The organism is Streptomyces sp. ADI95-17, from assembly GCF_003846175.1.
GTDB lineage: Bacteria > Actinomycetota > Actinomycetes > Streptomycetales > Streptomycetaceae > Streptomyces > Streptomyces sanglieri.
In genome coordinates, this window is sequence record NZ_ML123044.1 from 914237 (window position 1) to 933230 (window position 18994).

The following is an 18994-nucleotide window of genomic DNA, read 5'->3' on the forward strand; positions in this document are numbered from 1 at the left end:
GTACTGCTCCTATGCTGGAGCCATGGAGACCACGCGCGAGCCCGCCCCCGGCGGCGACTCGATCGACCGGCACATCGCCCGATGGCGGCGGGAGGTCCCCGACCTGGACCCGCTGGTCGAGGGCGCCGTCACCCGGATGCAGATGCTGGTCCAGTACCTCCAGGGCCGCAAGGAAGCCGGGCTCGCAGAGCGCAGGCTGAAGATGTGGGAGTACGAGATCCTCTGGCGGCTGCGCTCCGCCGGCGAGCCGTACCGGATGACGCCGACCCAGCTGGCCGAGGGCCTGGGCACCCATCCGGCAACGCTGACGAACCGGCTGGACCGCCTGGCGAAGTCCGGTTACGTGACCAGGGAGCCCGCGCCGGAGGACCGCCGGAGCCTGCTCGTCGTGCTGACCGGGAAGGGGCGCGACGCCTGGGCGTCCACGATCGGCGAGCAGATGGCGACCGAGCGCGCGCTCCTGGCGCCGCTGGACGAGGCGGAGCGGGAGCAACTCGTCGTCCTGCTGCGCAAGATCGCCTCGGCGGCGGAGTCCGACGGCCCGCCGCTCATGCCGTCCCCCGGCTGAGCGGGCACGCCGCGACGACGAAACGGCCGATGCCGAGAGGAATCGCCCGGGCGCGGCCACGGTTCGTCGCGACTCGGCACCACGGGTTGGATACCTCAACTATCTTGCTGCCGTGGACCAGTTGATCGCCGAAGATCCGACGCACATCGGCCCCTACCGTCTGATAGCCCGGCTGGGCGCGGGCGGCATGGGTCTGGTGTATCTCGGCCGTTCCGAAGCCGGACGGACCGTGGCCGTGAAGGTGGTGCAGGCCGAGCACGCCCAGCACCCCGAATTCCGCAGGCGGTTCACGCGCGAGGTCGCGGCCGCCCGCCGGGTGGGCGGGACCTGGACGGCGGCCGTGCTCGACGCCGACACCGAGGCGCAGGTGCCGTGGGTCGCGACCCAGTACATCCCCGGGCCCGACCTGACCACCGTGGTCGCCAAGGACTTCGGACCGCTGCCCGAGCACTCGGTCCGCACCCTCGCCAACCGCCTGGCCACGGCCCTGGAGTCGGTGCACGGCGCGGGCCTGATCCACCGCGATCTGAAGCCGTCCAACGTGCTGGTGACGGTGGACGGACCACGGGTGATCGACTTCGGGATCGCGCGGGCCATGGACAGCCTCGCCGGGGACAGCCTGCACACCCGCACCGGGATGCTGATCGGCTCCCCCGGCTTCATGTCGCCCGAGCAGGTGCGCGGCCTCGAACTCACCCCGGCCAGCGATGTGTTCTGCCTGGGCGCGGTCCTCGTCTACGCCGCCACCGGCCGCCTTCTCTTCGGCGCCACGGAGACCGGCCTGAACGCCCACCTGTTCCGGATCGCGGAGGAGGAGGCGGACCTGACCGGCGTGCCGGAGTCGCTCATCGATCTCGTACGCGCCTGTCTGCACAAGGACCCGGCGCAGCGGCCCACGCCCGCCGACGTGGTCGCCCGTACGGCCGGTGACCAGGGCGGCGAGTGGCTGCCCGGCTCGGTGCTGGCCCAACTCGGGCGGCATGCGGCACAGTTGCTGGACTTCGCTCCGGAGGCGCGGGCCGCCACGCGGCCGGATCCGCGTGTGCCGGCCCAGCCGCAGTACGCCGACCGGCCCCAGCCGCTCCCCCCGCATCCCGCGTACGCCCCGACGGCGCCGTCGGACGGCCGCCCGTCACCGGGGTTCGGGCCGTCCCTGAGCAAGGCGCCCGGCGGCCTGCCGACGGCCCCCGTCCCGGCAGGTGCGCCGGCTTCGCACCCGATGCGGTGGTGGGGTCTGGTGATGGCGGCGCCGGCACAGCTGCTGGTGCTGATCGGCACGTCGGTCACGAGCACCGCGCTGCCGTCCATCTACGCCGACCTGTACGCTGCCACCGACGATCTGAGCCTGCTCTTCACCACCTACACGCTGGCCTTCGGCCTGCTGTTGCTGCTCGGCGGGCATCTCTGCGATCTCCTGGGCCGCAAGCGGGTGTTCATCATCGGCTCGGCCGGTTTCGCCGTGGCCTTCGCGGTCGCCGGGCTGGCCCCCTCCACCGGCCTGCTCATCCTCGCCGGTGTGCTCCAGGGCATGTCCGCCGCGCTGCTCTCGTCGTCCGCGCTGGCCCTGGTCTCCGCCGGATTCAGCGACCCGAAGGAACGCGGCAGGGCCTTCGGTGTCTACGCCGCGGTCGCCGGCGGTGGCCTGGCGTTCGGCATGTTCGCGAGCGCCATGCTGGTCGACAGCCTGGGATGGCGCGCGTGCATGTACGCCGTTGCCGCGCTCGCCCTGGTCCTCGCGGTCTGCGCGGCTCCCCTGGTGCACGACCCCCACCCGGTCCGCTCCCCTGCCCGTCCCGACGTACCGGGCCTGGCGATCGGCTCCGTCGCGCTGATCGCCCTCGCCTTCGGCTTCGACCGGGCCCAGGCGACGGGCTGGGCCACCCCTCTGACCCTGATCCTCCTCACGGGCGGCGCCCTGTTGCTGCCGGCCTTCGCGTGGCAGCAGACCGGTTCGCCCCATTCGATCGTCCCGGCGGGCGTACTCAGGGACCGTGACCGTGCGGGCTCTCTCCTCGCTCTGTTCGTCCTCGGCCTGAGCCTGTTCGTCACGTTCCTGATCCTGGGCAGGTACCTCCAGGTCACCCTCGGACACTCCCCGGCCGGCAGCGGTACGGCCCTGCTGCCCATGGCCGGCGCGGCCGTCCTCGCCGCCACCCAGGTCGCCGCCCGGCTGTGCCACCGGCTGGCGCCCCGCAATCTGATCGTGCCGGGCCTGCTGCTGACGGCGGCCGGTCTGGCGATCCTGGCCGGGATCGACGCCGACAGCTCGTACACCGCCCAGGTGCTGCCGGGCACACTGCTCATCGGTTTCGGTGCCGGACTGGCCCTCACGCCGCTGTTCACCACCGTGACCGGCGGAGTTGCCGCACAGGATTCCGGCGGGATCTCGGCGGCGGTCAACGCGGCCCAGAATCTGGGCGCCTGGGCCGGGACGCCGCTGCTCGGCAGCATCCTCGCCTCCGCGATCTCCGCGCGGCTGGCCCATGCGTCGGACATTCCCGCTCCGCTGGTCGAAGCGGCCGGAAACGGCTCCGTCATCAGCCCGCACAATCTCCCGGCGGCACTGTCGGGCACCGTGGACGACCTCAACACCGCGGTCCTTGGCGGATACTCCGTCGCCTTCTGGTGGGCAGCCGGTTTCACACTGCTGGGGAGCCTGCTCGCCGGCCTGCTGATCACGGCCAAGGCCCCGAAGGCGTGAGCCGGGGGCCGCACCGGCGATCACCCTCCGCGCACCAACGATCAACCACCGGGCCCGCGTTGCGCGTCACAGGCACCGCAGGGGGCGACACCACGCCCCCTCGGTGACCCGGAGGCAAGACGTATGAGGCAACGGACCGCGCGCATCTCCTCGCTCGCCCTGGCGGTGGCCGCGACCGTGGGAGCGGCCGCATTCGGCCCTTCCGCACAAGCGGCCCCCGCGTTCACCGCACCGGGGCACGAGGCGACCCGTGCCGCGTTGCGGGCCGTGGTGGAGAAGGGCGAGCTGCCCGGCGTGGCCGCCATGGCCCGGGACGGCAGGGGGAGCTGGTACGGGGCGGCCGGTCACGCCGACACCGCGACCGGTCGCGAGCGCTCCCCGGGCGACCACTTCCGCGGGGCCAGCATCACCAAGACGTTCATAGCGACCGTCCTGCTCCAACTGGAGGCGGAGGGGAGACTGAGCCTGGACGACACGGTCGAGCACTGGCTGCCCGGCCTGGTGCGGGGCAACGGGTACGACGGGAACCGGATCACCCTGCGCGCGCTCCTCAACCACACCAGCGGCATCGCCGACCACACCTCGGACCCCGCGTTCGTGCACGACGCCGCCGGCCCCGGTTTCCCTGAGCACCGGTACGACACCCATACGCCCGAGGAGCTGGTGGCGGTCGCGCTGAAGCACCCGCCGGTCCCGGACCCGGAGAAGACGCCGCTGTACTCGAACACCAACTACGTCCTGGCCGGGATGGTCATCGAGAAGGCGACGGGCCGTTCGTACGCGCAGGAGACCACCCGCCGCATCATCCGGCCGCTGAAGCTGCGCGGGACGTCGTTCCCCGGCACGGCGCCGCAGATGCCCGACCCGCACCCCGTCGGCTACTCCCGCCTCCACCAGGAGGCCCCGGACACCGAGATCCATGACGCCACCGAGCAGAACATGACCTGGCTGGGCGCGTCCGGCGACATCATCTCCACCGGAGGCGACCTCAACCGCTTCCAACGCGCCCTGATGAACGGCAGGTTGCTGCCGCCCGCGCAGATGGCGGAGATGCTCGACGAGGTACCGCTGGGCGACGGGACCGGGTACGGACTCGGCGTCGAGTTCGCGCAGCTGTCCTGCGGCGTGAAGGTGGTGGGCAAGAGCGGCCGTACGAACGGTTCCCTCTCGGCGATGGTCGGCACGCAGGACGGGAAGCACCAGCTGACGTTCAACATCAACGGTGACTGGCTGCGGAGCGGGGCGGTCTACGTCGATGTGATCGAGGCCGAGTTCTGCGGCAAGGCCCCGACGCCGTAGGTCCCGCGTCGGACAGGCTCCGGTGTCCCGAGAGACGGAAGGGCTCCACCCGGTTCACGGGTGGAGCCCTTCCTGCCGGATGCGCTGCCGGCCGGGTGTGCTACCGGGCAGGTGTGCTGCCGGGCAGGCTAGTGCTGGGCGGTGCGGCGTCGGCGCATCCACCACATGAGGCCGCCGCCGGCCGCCGCGAGCACCGCGGCGATGCCTGCGATCAGGCCGATGGGGGTGTCGCTGCCGGTGTGGGCGAGATCGCCGTCGGCGCCGCCCGGCCCGGACGTGGCCGGGGGCTGTCCGCCGTTGCTGTGGGTCGGATCAGGCGTGCCCGGCGTGGAGGGCTTGCCGGTCGGGGTCGGCTTGCCGGTGTGCGACGGGGCGGGAGTGGGTTCGCCGCCCGGGTCCTCGCCGCTCTCGTCACCGCTGGGCCCGGCACCGAGGTAGAGGGTGTCGGTGTCCCGGTAGGAGGTGTCGTCGGACACGCGGGAGTTGCGGGTGGTGTTGTCCAGGTCCCGGTTCTCCCGGTCGAAGCGCGTCTTACTGATGTTGCGCTTGGGCTGCTTGGAGAAGTCGACGCCGCCGACGCCCTGCTTGTAGATCTTGCCGCCGTACTTCAGCTCGAACCACTCGATGCCCTCCTTGTACGTCTTCATGTACTTGTCCCAGACCATTTCGCGGGTCCAGTCCTGGTGCGGGGCCCGGATCGGCCACGCGGAGACGTCATTGGAGTTGATGATCCGGTGGAAGTCCGTCGGGGACTTGGCGTCGGTCTGGCGGATGTACTCCGCGGCCACGCGGGCGTTGTAGACGGCGCGCAGATCGGCGTACTTGGGGTCCTTGTTCACCCGCTCCTGGATGATCGGGACGATGTTGGCGTTGACCGACACCTCGATCTGCTTCTTCTCGGCGTCCGAGAGGTCGGTGCACTCGGTGGAGCCGGGGACGGTGTAGTCGACGTCCAGCCACTGGGCGGAGACGTCCATCGGCGAGTCGAGGATGTAGATCCCGCCGTCCTGCTCACGGACCTTCGCCTCGTCGGGCTCGATCCAGAACCGGGTACCGGGGAAGCACGGCATGCCGTTGCGGCGCGGCGCGGTGTCCCAGTAGCGCTTGCCCTCGGCGTGCTTGTCCGGGTTCAGCGCCTCGGAGAAGTCGTACTTCATGAGCAGATCCGCGTCGAGCAGAACACGACCGGCGTCGGTCTTGCCGAACTTCGTGTCCATGACCTTGCCCGGCTGGTCCGGGTTCAGGTTGACCCAGAACTTGTCGGGGCTCAGCGCGAGCCAGGTGAACAGGGCGTCGGAGGAGAGCTGCATCCTCCTCTCACCGCCGAAGCCGGGGTTGTTGTCCGGGTCGGGCATCTGGTCGGCACGCATGGAGTACTGCATGCCCTTGCCCTTGCCGAGGCCACCGACGTAGCGGAGCTCCATGGTGGTGAAGTCGACGCCGCCGGGGCCGCCCCTGGGGAGGGTGCCCCTCGGGTCGAGGCGGTTGGCGTCCCGCTGGAAGCGCTTGGCCTCTTCCAGGGTCTTCCCGGAGGAGATGGCACGCTGGTTGGCGGGGCCGCGGGTGCCGCAGTTGTTGGCGCCGGCCGCCATGAGCTGTGTCTGTGTGCCGCCGGTCTGGCAGGCCGGGGCGAACCACCGCTGGTGGTCGGAGAATCCGCGGATCGGGGTGGTCTTCGGCACCGGGTTGTAGAACCGCTGGTTGCCGCGGACCTGGCCGGTCTTGCCGCCCCGCATGGTGCGGACATCGCGTTCCAGGTCGTTGATGTGCTTGACCTGGCCCTGGGTGAACTTCTTGGCGCCGGTGAAACGGAAGGTGTGGTTGGGCATCGACTTGGCGACGACCCGGTCCTTCGCGAGCTGCTTGGCGGTCAGCTTGCTGTTGGACTTGAACTCGTTGAACTCTTTGGTCTTCTTGTTGTAGGCGTCGTAGCGGCGCTCACCGACCTTCTCGCCGTTCTTGTCGAACAGCTCGACGGTGACCTCGCACAACCAGTCCGGGCCGATCAGGCGGTAGTCCTTGACGAGCTGGCGCTCGAAGCCGGAGCCCTTGTGGTTGTTGATCTGGTTGCGGATGTACCGCTTGTCGAACCAGTGCTTGAACCCGAGCCCCTCCTTGTTCGCGAAGTACCGGGCGTAGATCTCCATGGCCCGGTCCTCGGGCTTCTTGGAGAGGTCGGCGGCCTTCTTCCAGGCCGCCACGTTCTTCTCCAGGTCGCCGGGGACCTTCGACAGTGCCTTCGTCTTCTCGGCGGCCGTCGGCGTCTTCAGGCCGTCGTAGGCCTGGCCCGGAAGGTCGTACTCGAACTTCCGCGGGAGGGCGGTGTCCTTGTGGAGGTTGCCGGTCAGGTCGTTGGGGAACCCGGAGTTCGCCGGGGTCTTCGCGGCGGCCGGGAGATTGTTGCGGGTGTCGCAGCGCTGGCCGGAGCCGGGCTTCATCTTCGCCGAGACCGGCGGCAGCTTCGGCGGCGCGGCCTGGACGGCCGGCAGTCCGGTGATGGTGACGGCCGCGGTCAGGCCGAAGGCGGCCGTGAAACGGGCCGCGAACCGCCACCGGGACGGTATGCGGAGCAGTTTGTTCAAGAGCTCGTCTTTCCCTCGGATGGGGCCTGAGGGGTCGTGGGCGGCACGTTGGGCCCCCGTGACGTGTACGCGCCGCCCGGACACCATAGCCTCAACTACGCCTGGGTAAAGATGAGTTAATGGCGTGTCGGCACTGCAACTCCTCGCCCCCTTCACACCGTGGCCGCCGCTCCCGCTCGCCTTGGAGGTTGCGCGGACGGACATGCGTTCATGGGCGGCGGACGCTCTGCGGATCGGGCTCGGATCCGGGCCTGGTCCGGGTCCGGCTCGGGTCCGGCCGAGGCGGGTCCGGCTGCCGCGTTCACGCTGCGCTTAATTCACCGTCGGCGGAAGTACCTGGACATCCGCCGGCCCCTCGTTAGCGTCGAATCATGGAACTTTCCCAGGTCACCCCCACTGTCTGGCGGCTTGCCTTCCCGGTCGGGCACGTCCACTTCGTGCGCCTGCCGGACGGTTACGGGCTGATCGACACCGCCGTCCCAGGCTCCGCCCCCGCGATCCTCGATGCCCTGACGCGGCTCGGCGGCCGCCCGGAAGACCTGCGGCAGATCGTGCTCACTCACTCCCACATCGACCACATGGGCTCGGCCGCGGATCTCGTCGAGGCCACCGGCGCCCGGGTCCTCGCCGGAGCCGTGGACGCCCCGTTCATCCGCGGCACCGCACCCGAACCCCAGCCGGTATACACAGCCCCGGAACACGCGCTTCACGAGCAGATCATGGCGGGCTTCGCCGAAGCGGACGTCCAGCCCACGCGACATGTGCCGGTGGATGTGGAACTGCGCGACGGGGACACCATCGATGGCTGGGGCGAGCCCGTCCACGTCCTGCACGTGCCCGGACACACTCCGGGAAGCATCGCGCTGCACCTTCCCTCCAGCGGCGTGCTCTTCCCGGGCGACATCGTGGCCACCGCGGAGGGCCGGGCGATCCTCGGCCCGTTCAACGTGGACAGGGAGCAGGCCATCGCCTCCTTCCGGCGGCTGGCGTCGCTGGACGTGGAAGCGCTGTGCGTCCCGCACGGCGAGCCGGTGTTGAAGGGCGCGAGCGAGGTGCTGCGGGCGGCGACTCCGGAGAACGACTGGGTGTGAGCCGAGCGCGGGTCGATCGGTCGCACGGACCGCCGAACCGCTCCGGGCCGGCCCGGGGCCGTTCCGGGGCCGGTTCGGCTGTCCATGAACGCACGCCGCACGCCCGTCCGCGCGGACCCCTCAGACGAAGTACAGGCCCTCCATCGAGCAGACGGACAGATCGCTGTGCTGTACGCGGAAGGCGGTGGTCTGCATCTCCTCCCACCCCCAGGGGTCGGAGTGCCCCAGCGCCAGGCCGGCCAGGGAGGCCCATTCGACCTCGTGGACGGGCTGGTCCATGTCGATGTCGGCGGCGGTGAGCATCCAACTGCTCAGACCGAGGGAGGCGATGACGGCGTAGGGGTCGCCCAGGACGACGAACGGCTCGTCGTCGGGCCAGCCGGAGGCGTGGAACATGGCGCCGTCGGGGAGCATCACGACGGTTTCGGTGTGTTCCATTCCGCCGTAGTAGGTGACGTGACCCACGATCCGCGTCGCGGGGAAGCGCTTCCGCATCCGTTCGGCCTCGGCCAGCAGCGGGTTTCCGTTGCCGTCGTCGGCGAAGACAGGGGTGGAGACGGCCCGCATGCCGCCCCACGCGGCGGCATGGACGATGTCCAGGTCGGAACGGACCGACGAGGGCAGTGGCGTCTGCACGGAGCGCGGCCCGAGATCCTCCAGGACCTCCTCGATTCCGTCGATAGACTCGACGAACAGGCGTGCCTGGTCGGGGTCGTTGGGCGGGAGGCTGCGGGCGTCGATGTCGAGCGGCGGCTGAGCCACGGTGAGATGACACAGGCCCATCGAGCCGCGAACTGTCCGGTCCGGAGCGGAAGTCCAGTACTTGGTATCGGTCATGCGGGCCACCGTAGCCGGGTGAGGAAGCGTGGCTCTCTCGGCGCGAACCCGGGAACGGTACGGGACCTGCCCGCCCCCGGCCCACCCGTCGCCCGGCCCTGACACGCCGGACATGCCTAAGCCCGTGGGACGTCCTTGACGAACACGATCCCGTCGCTGTCCGCCAGTTGGGCCGGATCGAGCGGGGCGTAGCCGAACCAGGGCGATACGCGGGCGACGGGAGGCGTACCGCCGAGGGCGGCGGCCAGTCGGCGGGCGTCGAGGACGTACCGGTCCTCCGGGAGCGCGTACAGGAGTCCTTCGACGGTGTCCGGCGGCGGGGCGTCCACACCCTGGTGCCGGATCGTACCGAGGGCCGTCGCCACGAAGGCGTACTCCTCACCCAGCCGGGCGCTCACCAGCGCACCGGCCCCCCACCACTCCAGCTGCGCCCCGCCCATCCGCATCGTGCTCCTCCCCCGCTGGAGGTGCGAGTTGTGGGCGTGGGCGAGCACCGGGCCCCGTGCCGCGAGGGCGAGGAGGTTGTGCGCCATCATCTGGTCCCGCAGGCCGACGAGCCGGGTCAGGCGGGCCGGTGAGGGGTCGGCCATCCAGTGGTGGTAGCGCAGCAGGCCGATCGCGGTGCGCCCGTACAGCTGCGCCCGGTCCCGGTCGTCCCGCGAGTCCGTCGCGATCAGGTGCGGTGTCTGCGCGTCGAGCAGTGCCACCAGATCGTCGGCGAGCAGCCGCAGCCGGACGGCCTCGGCCGACTGTCCCGCGGACCGGGAGGGGTCCATCATCGCGGCGGGCTCGGTCCACCGGTCGTCGGCGCCGAGCAGGCGGTCGAGCGTCTCAGCGGTGCAAGGGAGCAGGTCCGCGTCCACCCTGGCCGCGAGGTAGCCGTGGAGCGCGGTGAGGGCCTGCCGGGGACTCGCGGCGTGGCTGATCTCCAGCGGGCCGTCGAACCCGGCGAAGCGGAGCCGCTCGGACGCGGGCCGGCCGTCGTTGTCGGCGCGGACGTTGTGGGCGCGCATCCAGCGCACCAGCTCGCGGTTGCCCTCGAAGGCGCCCCAGCCGTGGCTGAATCCGTGCTCCATGGCCTCGTCGAGTGTGCCCGCGCCAGAGGTGACGTAGTCGTCCACGACCTGGCCCATCAGGCAGTCGCTCTCGATCGCGATGGTCCGGAGACCCTCCTGCTCGACGAGTTGCCGGAAGAGCTCGTTGCGCACGTCGAGCAGGGTGTCCTCGCCGTGGGTGGGCTCGCCCAGGGCGAGCAGCCGGGGCCGGTCGGGGAGCAGCCCCATGACGGCGGCAGCATCGACGGTCCGGGCGATGTCCTTGATGTCGGTAGCCATGCCTTCAACGCTATCGTTGAACCCTCGGTTGAAACTTTCCCGCGATATTGGCAGGACCATGGGGCAGAACCTTAAAAGTGGTGGTCGGCTCAGGCCGGTCGATCTGGCGCGCGAGCACGGCCTGTCCACACAGGCGGTCAGGAACTACGAGGAGGCCGGCATCCTCCCGGCCGCCGATCGCACACCCCACGGCTACCGCGCCTACACCCCGCTGCACGCGGGCGCCCTGCGCGCGTTCCTCGCCCTTGTCCCCGGCCACGGCCACCGGACGGCGACGTCGATCATGCGGGCGGTGAACAGGGACGCGGTGGACGAGGCGTTGCACCTCATCGACGAGAGTCACGCCCAGCTCCTCGACGACCGGCAGACCCTCCGTGCCGTGGAACGCGCCCTGAAGGACCTGGACGGCGATGCGGGGCCGGGACGGGGGCCCGTTCCCGCTGCCGGGTCCGGGCGCGGGAGCACGTTCATCGGGCCACTGGCAGGGAAGCTCGGAATCCGGCCCGCGACGCTGCGCAAGTGGGAGCGCGCCGGCCTGGTGCACCCGCTCCGCGACCCGGGGACCGGTTACCGCGTCTACGACGAGGCCGCCGTACGGGACGCCCGCCTGACCCACCAACTCCGCCGGGGCGGCTACCTGTTGGAGCAGATCGCCCCACTGATCGCCCAGGTGCGTGCGGCAGGCGGGCCGGAGCCGCTGGAGGCCACCCTGCGCGACTGGCACTCCCGGCTGTCGGCCCGGGGGCGCGCGATGCTGTCCGGGGCCGCCGAGCTGGAGGCGTACCTCCGCGAGACGGAGTCCTTGATCCGCACCGGACCGATGAGTTTCTCGTAGTCCCGCAGTCAGTACGCATGTAAGCAAACAAGCAAGCAATGGTTCGTGAACCAAGGAGTCCCAAGATGCGCAGCTTGATCAGCACCGCCTTCGTCTCGCTCGACGGTGTGGTGGAGGCCCCGGGCGGCGAGCCCGGTTACCGGAACTCGGGGTGGACGTTCAAGGACATGGAGTTCGTCCCGGAGGCGTTCGAGATCAAGGGCCGGGAGCAGCAGGAAGCCGCCGCGATGATGATGGGCCGGGTCAGCTACGAGGCGTTCAGCCCGGTGTGGCCGGACATGGCGGACTTCGCCGACTACAAGCCGATGCCGAAGTACGTCGTCTCCACCACCCTCACCGAGGACGACCTGGTCTCCGGCTGGGGCGAGACCACGATCCTGCGCTCGCTCGACGACGTCGCCGCACTGAAGGAGACCGAGGGCGGCCCGATCATCGTCCACGGCAGCGCCACCCTCAACCGGAGCCTCTCGGACGCCGGCCTGATCGACCGCTACCACCTCCTCGTCTTCCCCCTGCTGCTCGGCGCGGGCAAGCGCCTGTTCAGCGACACGGACAAGGACGCCCAGAAGCTGAAGCTCGTCGAGCACGCGGCGTACTCCAACGGCCTGCAGATGAAAGTCTTCGACGTCGTCCACTGACGCCCCGCCGTAGTGGTGCGCCGGTCGACCAGTTGGTGGAGGTCGACCCCGACGGGGGCCGGTTCCGCCAGGTGGAGGTGGCCGAGGGCGGAACCGCCGTGCGCAGCAGCCCCGACGACTGGATGTTCAACCCGCCGGTGGTGGACCTCTTCGGCCCGGCGCTCGCGGACCGGGAGATCGGCCGCGGCGACTTCGAGACACAGTGGGCAAGGGCCCGCCAGGGAGACTCCGGCCTGTAGACGCGCACACGCCGTGTGGTGTGATGGCCCCGTGAACCGCGCCGTGAACCGCTCCGTGAGCAGCGCCGTGAGCAGCGCCGCGGAGGAGACCAACCGCCGCATGCTCCGGGCGCGGGACGCGATGGACCGCGCCTATGCGCAGCCGCTGGACGTCCCGGCCCTGGCCCGGATCGCGCATGTGTCGCAGGCCCACTTCACCCGTACGTTCCGGGCCACGTTCGGCGAGACACCCCACCGCTATCTGCAACGCCGCCGCGTCGAGCGTGCGATGTTCCTGCTGCGGGAGACCGACCGCAGCGTGACGGACATCTGCTACGAGGTCGGCTTCGGCAGCCCGGGGACGTTCAGCCGTACGTTCCACGACATCGTCGGCCGCTCGCCCAGGACGTACCGCAAGGAATCGACGGCCACGGGCGTCCCGACGTGCTTCACCATGACCTGGATGCGTCCGAGCAGCTGAGCAGTTTTGGATAAGTTCTTTTCGAGCGCGACCCGTAGCGTGATGCACATGTTCAACGCCATCACGCAATCGCAGATTTACGTCCTCGACCAGGACGAGGCCCTCGACTTCTACGTCGGCAAGCTCGGCCTGGAGGTCAGCGCCGATGTGCAGCTGGGCTTCATGCGCTGGTTGACCGTCAGCGTCCCCGGCCATCCCGAACGCCAGATCCTGCTGGAGAAGCCGGGCGCCCCGGCCATGTCCGAGGAAACGGCCCAGCAAGTACGCGAGTTGGTGACCAAGGGTGCGATGGGCGGCTGGCTCATCCTCACCACGGACGACTGCCGCAAGACGTACGAGACGCTGCTGGCCCAAGGTGTCGAGTTCACCGAGGAGCCCACCGACCGCCCGTACGGAACCGACTGCGGCCTGCGCGACCCCTTCGGCAACCGCATCCGCTTCACCCAGCCGAAGGGCTGAACACCTGTTGCAGCTGGAAAACGGCAGGGGCCCGGCACCGCGAAACGCACGCGGTGCCGGGCCCCTGGGCGGTCGCGGTTGCCCCCAAGGCGTCATCCATGGTTGGCCAGGAAAACGGCACCCATGATCAGGAGGATTCCGCAGCCGAAGACCGCACCAATCCCGGGGTTTCTTCGCTGCACGACAGTCCGGCCGAGCATCCCCAGAACCGGAATCCAACCGGCCGCATAAACGATCCAGGCGATTTTCGGCATCACCGGACCGGAATCCGCCTTGAACAGCACCCATGCCACAAACACAAAGAGAGCTGGTGCAGCCCACAGGTTGCGCTCGATCGTTTCCTGACGTTCCGACAACGGAATCCCCCTGGCCCAATGAGTTTGCGCCTGTCGCGAACAGACGGGCCGTCACCACACTCCCTGAAGGCCCCACGCCCATCTTCGCGGCCTTGATCGCGGATATCCACACTGTTTCTTGACCGTCTCTTTGACTCGTCAGCGCGGCAGCACCACCCACGACTTGGTGCCTCGCTGCGACGGCTCCGCCTCGCAGGCACCCCATTCCCCACCCCAGTCGTCGACCACGGCCGCCAGCAGCCACAACGCCCGCCGCCGTCGCGTCTCGCAGAGCGTCGCCAGGTCACGATCACTGTGGCGTGGATGCTGGTCCCAGACGAGAAGGCGGACGGCGTCGTCCCGATGACGCAGGGAGACGTAGAGCTCCCACCCCGGGCTCATCCTGACGGTGACCGCGACGAGTTCGGCGACGGCATGGGTGGCGGGCCAGACGTACGGGCCGAGCCCGTTGGCCTCCAGCGCGGCGGAGACGGCGGTACGACCGACGAACGCACTGCGGACGTCACCGGGGAGCGTGAAGCTGAGGACGAGCCCGTGGCCGGAGCCGCCCGACCGAGGGGCGGGTTGCGGGGCCGGTCGCAGAGTGCGGTGGGAATACGGGGCCGGCGTGCGTGCCCCGGCAACGGCCGGGCAGAGTGCGGCGAGTGAATATGAGTGCATGACTGACTCCCCTGGTGCGGGTGGCGAGTTGGCGGCGTCTCTCTTTCGCATGGGCGCGCACGAGTGGCTCACGTTGTTGCGTTGTGGACGAGCAGTGGCCTGTCTCCCTGACGCGGGACCGCCCCTCCCAGGGCAGGAGGTTGCGGGCAGGACCGCGTGATGCACTTCCGGCTCGTCGGCGCTGTGTGAGCGGTGCACCACCTAAAGTAGCGCCATGAGGGCAAATTTACCCCGACCACCTGGAGAATGAACCCTTTCGTGGCAGCAGGGCGCGCGCACGCGGCAGACTGCCGGTGACCGCATGCGGAAAGGAACGGCATGGCAGCAAGGACGTCCCCCACCGAACGTCAGAAGCGGCTCGGCGCCGAGCTGCGGAAGATGCGCACTTCAGCCGACGTCTCCGCCGAGTTCGCGGCAGGTCTGCTCTGCGTGGACCGGGGCAAGATCTCGAACATCGAGTCGGGCACACGCCCCATCAGCTCGGAACGCCTGCGCACACTGGCCTGCAACTGTGCCTGCACCGACGAGAAGTACGTCGAGGCCCTGGCCGAGATGGCCCAGCCGAGCGGCCGCGGATGGTGGGAGAGATACCGGGGAGTGCTGCCCCAGGGGCTGCTCGACATCGCCGAGTTGGAGACGCACGCGGTGCGCATGCGAGCCGCGTACTCGATGCACATTCCGGGCCTGCTGCAGACCTCGGACCACGCTCTGGCGCTCTTCCGGGTGGTGATCCCCCAGCTGCCGGATCGGGAGATCGCGCTGCGACTGGCACATCGCGTGGAACGCCAGGGCGTTCTGGACGGCAATACGCCGACGCCGTACACAGGAATCGTGCACGAGGCTGCACTCCGCATGCAGTTCGGCGGCCGCGCCGTGGCGCGCGCTCAGCTCGACCACCTGCTGGAGAAGTCCGAACAGGCAAACATCACGCTGCTGGTCACCCCCTTCGAAGCAGGGGCCTTTCCGGGCGCTGGGCAGACCGTTCTCTACGCGGAGGGGCCGGTGCCTCAGCTGGACACCGTGCAGATCGACAACTCCCACGGACCACTGTTCGTCCACTCGGAAGCTCAGCTGGCGAAGTACCGGGCTCACCTGGACTGGATGGAGGAGATCGCACTGCCCCCGGACAAGTCGCGAGACTTCATCCGTGCCATCGCACGCCAACTCTGAGGAGGCGACAGATGTCGGACGTCCAGTGGGAAGACGCGTTCTGCGGAGAAGGGAACTCCTGCTACCGGATAGGAACGGATGAAGCAGGCAACAGCTACATCTCCATCAGCGGCGCGGAGGAGCACTTCCTCACCGACAGCCGCGAAGCGCTCCAGCAACTGATCCGCGACATCAAGGCCGGCAAGGCAGACCACCTGCTGTAGCCGCGCAACGACAGGGGCCCGGCACCGCGATCCGCTCGCGGTGCCGGGCCCCTGCTGTGGCGCGAATCCTCAGGAAGACGTGCCGCGCGGGAAGGAGACCTCCACGCGCCGGTTCTTCTTCCGACCTTCTTCCGAACTGTTGTCGGCGATCGGGTACTGCTCGCCGTAGCCACGGATCTCGAAGGTGACGGTCGACCCGAGATCCTTCACCAGCACCGTCTGCACGGCGTTGGCACGCTGCTTGGACAGCACGTCACCGTGGGCCGACGAACCGAGGTTGTCGGTGAAGCCGAAAACACGCACCTTGGTGGCGTTCTGCTTCTTGATCTCGGCGGCGATGGCAGCGATACGGGAGTTGGCCGCGGAACTCAGCTTGGCGCTGTCCTTGCCGAAGAGGACCTCGGCCTGGAGCGCGAACTTGATGTTCGCGTTGCTGTCCTCGCGTCGCTCCTCGCCGCCCATGTCCTCGACCACCTGGACGATGTCGAGAACCTTGGCGGGGGCGAGTGTGCCGCCCTCGGGCATCTTCAGGTCGGGGTCCTTGGGGTCCAGCGTGACCGGCGGAACTGATGTCGCCTCGGTGCCTGGGGGCACGCTCGGACCGTCGTCGGCGAACGCCGAGGCCGCTCCGAACAGCGTGGTGCTCACAACGACCACGGCTGCCGCGACGGTGAGTCCAGCAGCGCTGATGGGCTTCAGCCGGGTTTGAATCTGGGTCATGTCGGCCGTCACCCTGAGATCTTCAAGGAGGTCGTCGCAAACGTCGGCAGGGTGAAGTCGACCTCCGCCGTCGTGCTCGGAGGTGCCGGGAACTGCATGAAGATCGGGGTCGACTCACCCGGCGACACCGGGAGGATGTTGGTGGTGCAGAGACAACGACTCTCCGTGTCCCGGAGAACGTAGTAACGCTTCTTTCCTACCTTGTCCACCAGCGTCGCACCGGCCACGGAGTTCGGGTTCTTCGTGGCAATCGCAGTCTCCTGGCCGGCCCATGAACCGGAGTTCTGTGCCCGGTCGCTCACGTTCTTGATCTCGCCCTGAACCGTGACGAACCCTCCGGAGTCACGCTTCACCTGATTGATCACGAGGGTCAGTCCGCTTCCCCTGATCTCGGCGAGTTTCACATTCGGGTCCACGTTGTCCCCAGCAGCGGTGTCCTCCTTCTTCGCCGCCTTGTCCCCGTCCGAAGGCTTGGACGGCTCTGAGGACGGTGACGAACCGGCATCGTTCGTCTGCTCGCCCCCGCCGTCAGTGCCGCAACCCGTGACGGCCAGAGCCAGGGCGGCCGCCAAGGAGATCGCAGCCACTGCCCTTCGGGACTTGGTGGAGCACCGAATGCTCATGGATTCTGATTCCTTTACTCGTCGTTCGCCGTCAGTTGTCGACCAGGTGCACGTCGTAGAGAGTCTTACTCACCTTGGACCAGGGCGGTGGACTGGCGGGCTCGATTTCGAGCATCTCGCCGCCTCTGCAGGTGAAGAAGTACATGTCCTGGACGCCATCGTCGTTGAAGTCCACGGACTCCCAGTTGGGGCAGCGAAACTCGATGACAGCGGTGGCCTCGGCCTCGCCGACCACGTTCTCCGTGTCGCGAACGACCGGAGAGTCCACCGAGTCGTGCCCCTTGACCTCAACCCTGATCCGGTCCCGCTGACCACCGGGCATCGGATAGCAGCCCGTAACGGTTGCCCGATTCGCCGAAGCAAGCCCATAAGCCGCAGGGCAGCCGAGAACCGGGTGGGCATTCAGAAAAGGGTCCAGCATTTTCCCGGGCAACGAAGCGTAGAACGGCGCCCCGAACTGCTCACGAGTCTGCTGGGCAGCAGCCAGGGCCGCGGCATCCGCGGCCCCCTGGGCTCCATTACGCAAGGCCGAGGCCTTGCCGACGGCAAAGAATGCGAACGCGAGGAAGAGCAGGCCCGCCACCATCGCTACATAGATGGGGAAGGCCTGCCCTGCATCGGTACGAGTGCGACGTCGCATTACTTGGTCGCGATGGTGCCCACCAAGCCCTTGATCTTCTCGCTGATCGCGGAGCCGATGCCGGTCGCCACGATCGCACCGATGATCGCCACGACCACCAGGATGATGCCAAGGTACTCGAACGCCGTCTGGCCGCGGTCCTTGGCCTCGTAGCGCTTCTGGATGGCGCTGACGGTCGTGTTGGCCCAGCCCTGGACGCGGACGGCGGTCTTCAGGGTGATGTCCGACATGGGGTTCCCCTCCGGGTTCGGCCGACCGGTAACCGGCCGACTCGCACGTTTCGTTGGTGTCGCCCGCAGTACCGGCTTCCTCCTGGCCGGTACCGCTGGCGACATGAGAAACATACGGCGGCGGGACCTGTCGGCCGGAGGGTCCCAGGGCCCATTCCCGGGCCCAAACCGTCAGTTGGGCCTGCGGCACCGGCGCGCCCGGGGCCCCACGCCCCGCACGCATCCGCCTCGGCCCGCTCATCCGCTCAGCCATGGTGCCCACCGACCCCGCGCACCCCTGGTCCGGCTGTGTGCGCCGTGCCGAGCCAGCGTGCGATGGCCTCGCTGCGGCTGGCGCTGTGCAGCTTGGTGAAGATGCGGTTGATGTGGTTCTTGACCGTCTTCTCGCTGATGAAGCAGGTGGCGGCGATCTGCTGATTGCTCATGCCGGACGCGATCAGCTCCATGACCTCCACCTCCCGTGAACTCAGCCCGTACTGCTGCCTGTTGGGCGTCGCGCGTGGTTCCCTGTCCATGGAAGACTGTGCCATAACTGGTTGCAGATGCGAAAGACCCTGAGGTGTCCGGACCGGTCGCGCCGCAGGTGGAGACAGTTCGGGCTTGGGCATATGTGCAGGCGCACCGTGTTGCTGAACGGAACTCGGGGCGTGGCCGTCGTAGCCGGGCCCCTGGTACGGAACGCCCGTGGTCAGGGCCGCCCCGAGCCCTTCGGGAAGCGGTCGTCCCTGCGGGCCCGGACCCTGGCGCATGTGAGCGAGGAGTGCGTTCGCCGCAGTGGCCGTGAAGTGGGCGCGACCGTTCTTCGTGTCGCGTACGGCCTGCACCAGCTGGTCGGCCGTGAATTCGCCATGGACCAGATAGCCGCTCGCGCCCAGCCGCAGTGCCTCGTGGACGATCTCGTTCTCGCGGCTGTAGGTCAGCATCATCACGGGTGCGATCTGTACCAGGTGCGGCAGCGCGGAGATGCCGTCGACACCGGGCATCCGGACATCGAGCAGGACCACGTCCGGACGGTGCTGGACAGCCATGTCGTAGGCCTGGCGTCCATCCGCGGCCTCCGCGACGACCTCGATGTCCTCGCGGCCGGAGAGCAGAACGCCGAGGCCGGCCCGGACCACGGGGTTGTCGTCGGCGACGACGACCCTCAGAGCGTCGGGAGCGGCCATGGGCACCGCCGCGGGAAAGGGGGACATGGGCTCGGATGCCGCGGACTGCTGGGGGACGGGGAACGCGTTGGAGCTGGGCTCCGAGTTGAGCGGGGTGACGTGCGAGGACGTGTGCTGGGACGCGTGCTGTGCGGCCCAGTTCTGGCCCGACGCGCGGGAGACGTCGTCCGGCATCTGCGACCT

Annotated in this window: 21 protein-coding genes; 11 read left to right on the plus strand and 10 right to left on the minus strand. The window is 69.1% G+C overall.

What is annotated here, in order from left to right; all coding sequences use genetic code 11:
• Positions 1-22: 22 nt before the first annotated feature.
• The 3 genes from EES42_RS03945 (at position 23) to EES42_RS03955 (ending at position 4568) form a co-directional block, all read left to right on the plus strand.
• A complete protein-coding gene (locus tag EES42_RS03945; protein ID WP_124716673.1) occupies positions 23-568 on the plus strand; it encodes a MarR family winged helix-turn-helix transcriptional regulator in 546 nt (181 codons plus the stop codon).
• Positions 569-680: 112 nt separating this feature from the next.
• Positions 681-3269, plus strand: a complete 2589-nt coding sequence (locus EES42_RS47540; protein ID WP_124716674.1) for an MDR family MFS transporter — start codon at positions 681-683, stop codon at positions 3267-3269.
• Between the two features lie 123 nt (positions 3270-3392).
• Positions 3393-4568, plus strand: coding sequence for a serine hydrolase domain-containing protein (locus EES42_RS03955; RefSeq protein ID WP_124716675.1), 1176 nt, complete (start codon positions 3393-3395; stop codon positions 4566-4568).
• 128 nt (positions 4569-4696) lie between these two features.
• Here EES42_RS03955 and EES42_RS03960 read toward each other — a convergent pair whose 3' ends face one another.
• On the minus strand, positions 4697-7150 hold the full coding sequence (locus tag EES42_RS03960) for an LAETG motif-containing sortase-dependent surface protein (RefSeq protein WP_164495160.1): 2454 nt from the start codon (positions 7148-7150) through the stop codon (positions 4697-4699).
• 371 nt (positions 7151-7521) lie between these two features.
• Between EES42_RS03960 and EES42_RS03965 the strand changes: the two genes are divergently transcribed.
• On the plus strand, positions 7522-8241 hold the full coding sequence (locus EES42_RS03965; protein ID WP_124716677.1) for an MBL fold metallo-hydrolase: 720 nt from the start codon (positions 7522-7524) through the stop codon (positions 8239-8241).
• A gap of 120 nt (positions 8242-8361) precedes the next feature.
• On the opposite strand, the gene EES42_RS03970 is transcribed toward EES42_RS03965, so the two are convergent.
• Complete coding sequence (locus EES42_RS03970) at positions 8362-9078, minus strand: DUF6333 family protein (RefSeq protein ID WP_241196232.1); 717 nt, start codon at positions 9076-9078, stop codon at positions 8362-8364.
• 116 nt (positions 9079-9194) lie between these two features.
• Complete coding sequence (locus tag EES42_RS03975) at positions 9195-10412, minus strand: erythromycin esterase family protein (protein WP_124716678.1); 1218 nt, start codon at positions 10410-10412, stop codon at positions 9195-9197.
• A 58-nt stretch (positions 10413-10470) separates the two neighbouring features.
• On the opposite strand from EES42_RS03975, the gene EES42_RS03980 reads away from it, so the two are divergent.
• The 5 genes from EES42_RS03980 to EES42_RS04000 all read left to right on the plus strand — a co-directional run bounded on the left by EES42_RS03980 (position 10471) and on the right by EES42_RS04000 (position 13043).
• Complete coding sequence (locus tag EES42_RS03980; protein ID WP_124716679.1) at positions 10471-11247, plus strand: TioE family transcriptional regulator; 777 nt, start codon at positions 10471-10473, stop codon at positions 11245-11247.
• Between the two features lie 65 nt (positions 11248-11312).
• Positions 11313-11885, plus strand: a complete 573-nt coding sequence (locus EES42_RS03985) for a dihydrofolate reductase family protein (protein WP_124716680.1) — start codon at positions 11313-11315, stop codon at positions 11883-11885.
• 32 nt (positions 11886-11917) lie between these two features.
• A complete protein-coding gene (locus tag EES42_RS03990; protein ID WP_124716681.1) occupies positions 11918-12124 on the plus strand; it encodes a hypothetical protein in 207 nt (68 codons plus the stop codon).
• A gap of 67 nt (positions 12125-12191) precedes the next feature.
• Positions 12192-12584, plus strand: coding sequence for a helix-turn-helix domain-containing protein (locus EES42_RS03995; RefSeq protein ID WP_206433401.1), 393 nt, complete (start codon positions 12192-12194; stop codon positions 12582-12584).
• Positions 12585-12632: 48 nt separating this feature from the next.
• A complete protein-coding gene (locus EES42_RS04000) occupies positions 12633-13043 on the plus strand; it encodes a VOC family protein (RefSeq protein WP_124716682.1) in 411 nt (136 codons plus the stop codon).
• A gap of 92 nt (positions 13044-13135) precedes the next feature.
• Here EES42_RS04000 and EES42_RS04005 read toward each other — a convergent pair whose 3' ends face one another.
• Positions 13136-13399 (minus strand): hypothetical protein, encoded by a 264-nt coding sequence (locus tag EES42_RS04005; RefSeq protein WP_124716683.1) that lies wholly within the window; start codon positions 13397-13399, stop codon positions 13136-13138.
• Between the two features lie 138 nt (positions 13400-13537).
• Complete coding sequence (locus tag EES42_RS04010) at positions 13538-14059, minus strand: ATP-binding protein (protein WP_124716684.1); 522 nt, start codon at positions 14057-14059, stop codon at positions 13538-13540.
• A 318-nt stretch (positions 14060-14377) separates the two neighbouring features.
• Here EES42_RS04010 and EES42_RS04015 point away from each other — a divergent pair, with 318 nt between their 5' ends.
• Entirely contained in the window at positions 14378-15229 is an 852-nt protein-coding gene (locus EES42_RS04015; RefSeq protein WP_124716685.1) for a helix-turn-helix domain-containing protein, read from the plus strand.
• A gap of 11 nt (positions 15230-15240) precedes the next feature.
• Positions 15241-15432, plus strand: coding sequence for a hypothetical protein (locus tag EES42_RS04020; RefSeq protein ID WP_124716686.1), 192 nt, complete (start codon positions 15241-15243; stop codon positions 15430-15432).
• A 69-nt stretch (positions 15433-15501) separates the two neighbouring features.
• Here EES42_RS04020 and EES42_RS04025 read toward each other — a convergent pair whose 3' ends face one another.
• The 5 genes from EES42_RS04025 to EES42_RS04045 all read right to left on the minus strand — a co-directional run bounded on the left by EES42_RS04025 (position 15502) and on the right by EES42_RS04045 (position 18985).
• A complete protein-coding gene (locus EES42_RS04025) occupies positions 15502-16152 on the minus strand; it encodes an OmpA family protein (RefSeq protein ID WP_124716687.1) in 651 nt (216 codons plus the stop codon).
• Between the two features lie 8 nt (positions 16153-16160).
• Positions 16161-16775, minus strand: coding sequence for a hypothetical protein (locus EES42_RS04030; protein WP_124716688.1), 615 nt, complete (start codon positions 16773-16775; stop codon positions 16161-16163).
• A 31-nt stretch (positions 16776-16806) separates the two neighbouring features.
• The gene (locus EES42_RS04035; protein ID WP_124716689.1) at positions 16807-17415 is read right to left on the minus strand and encodes a pilus assembly protein TadG-related protein; all 609 of its coding nucleotides are present in this window, start codon (positions 17413-17415) and stop codon (positions 16807-16809) included.
• A complete protein-coding gene (locus EES42_RS04040; protein ID WP_124716690.1) occupies positions 17415-17645 on the minus strand; it encodes a hypothetical protein in 231 nt (76 codons plus the stop codon). Before EES42_RS04040 ends, EES42_RS04035 begins: the two co-directional genes overlap by 1 nt.
• Before the next feature lie 245 nt (positions 17646-17890).
• Positions 17891-18985: a response regulator transcription factor gene (locus EES42_RS04045; protein WP_124716691.1), complete on the minus strand. Its 1095-nt coding sequence runs from the start codon at positions 18983-18985 to the stop codon at positions 17891-17893.
• Between the last annotated feature and the right edge of the window lie 9 nt (positions 18986-18994).

Bases quoted from the DNA above. Each gene is read 5' to 3' on its own strand.
- EES42_RS03945 (WP_124716673.1), top strand. From the start codon at position 23: ATGGAGACCACGCGCGAGCCCGCCCCCGGCGGCGACTCGATCGACCGG.
- EES42_RS03955 (WP_124716675.1), top strand. From the start codon at position 3,393: ATGAGGCAACGGACCGCGCGCATCTCCTCGCTCGCCCTGGCGGTGGCC.
- EES42_RS03965 (WP_124716677.1), top strand. From the start codon at position 7,522: ATGGAACTTTCCCAGGTCACCCCCACTGTCTGGCGGCTTGCCTTCCCG.
- EES42_RS03970 (WP_241196232.1), bottom strand. From the start codon at position 9,078: ATGACCGATACCAAGTACTGGACTTCCGCTCCGGACCGGACAGTTCGC.
- EES42_RS03975 (WP_124716678.1), bottom strand. From the start codon at position 10,412: ATGGCTACCGACATCAAGGACATCGCCCGGACCGTCGATGCTGCCGCC.
- EES42_RS03980 (WP_124716679.1), top strand. From the start codon at position 10,471: ATGGGGCAGAACCTTAAAAGTGGTGGTCGGCTCAGGCCGGTCGATCTG.
- EES42_RS03985 (WP_124716680.1), top strand. From the start codon at position 11,313: ATGCGCAGCTTGATCAGCACCGCCTTCGTCTCGCTCGACGGTGTGGTG.
- EES42_RS04000 (WP_124716682.1), top strand. From the start codon at position 12,633: ATGTTCAACGCCATCACGCAATCGCAGATTTACGTCCTCGACCAGGAC.
- EES42_RS04010 (WP_124716684.1), bottom strand. From the start codon at position 14,059: ATGCACTCATATTCACTCGCCGCACTCTGCCCGGCCGTTGCCGGGGCA.
- EES42_RS04015 (WP_124716685.1), top strand. From the start codon at position 14,378: ATGGCAGCAAGGACGTCCCCCACCGAACGTCAGAAGCGGCTCGGCGCC.
- EES42_RS04020 (WP_124716686.1), top strand. From the start codon at position 15,241: ATGTCGGACGTCCAGTGGGAAGACGCGTTCTGCGGAGAAGGGAACTCC.
- EES42_RS04025 (WP_124716687.1), bottom strand. From the start codon at position 16,152: ATGACCCAGATTCAAACCCGGCTGAAGCCCATCAGCGCTGCTGGACTC.
- EES42_RS04030 (WP_124716688.1), bottom strand. From the start codon at position 16,775: ATGAGCATTCGGTGCTCCACCAAGTCCCGAAGGGCAGTGGCTGCGATC.
- EES42_RS04035 (WP_124716689.1), bottom strand. From the start codon at position 17,415: ATGCGACGTCGCACTCGTACCGATGCAGGGCAGGCCTTCCCCATCTAT.
- EES42_RS04040 (WP_124716690.1), bottom strand. From the start codon at position 17,645: ATGTCGGACATCACCCTGAAGACCGCCGTCCGCGTCCAGGGCTGGGCC.
- EES42_RS04045 (WP_124716691.1), bottom strand. From the start codon at position 18,985: ATGCCGGACGACGTCTCCCGCGCGTCGGGCCAGAACTGGGCCGCACAG.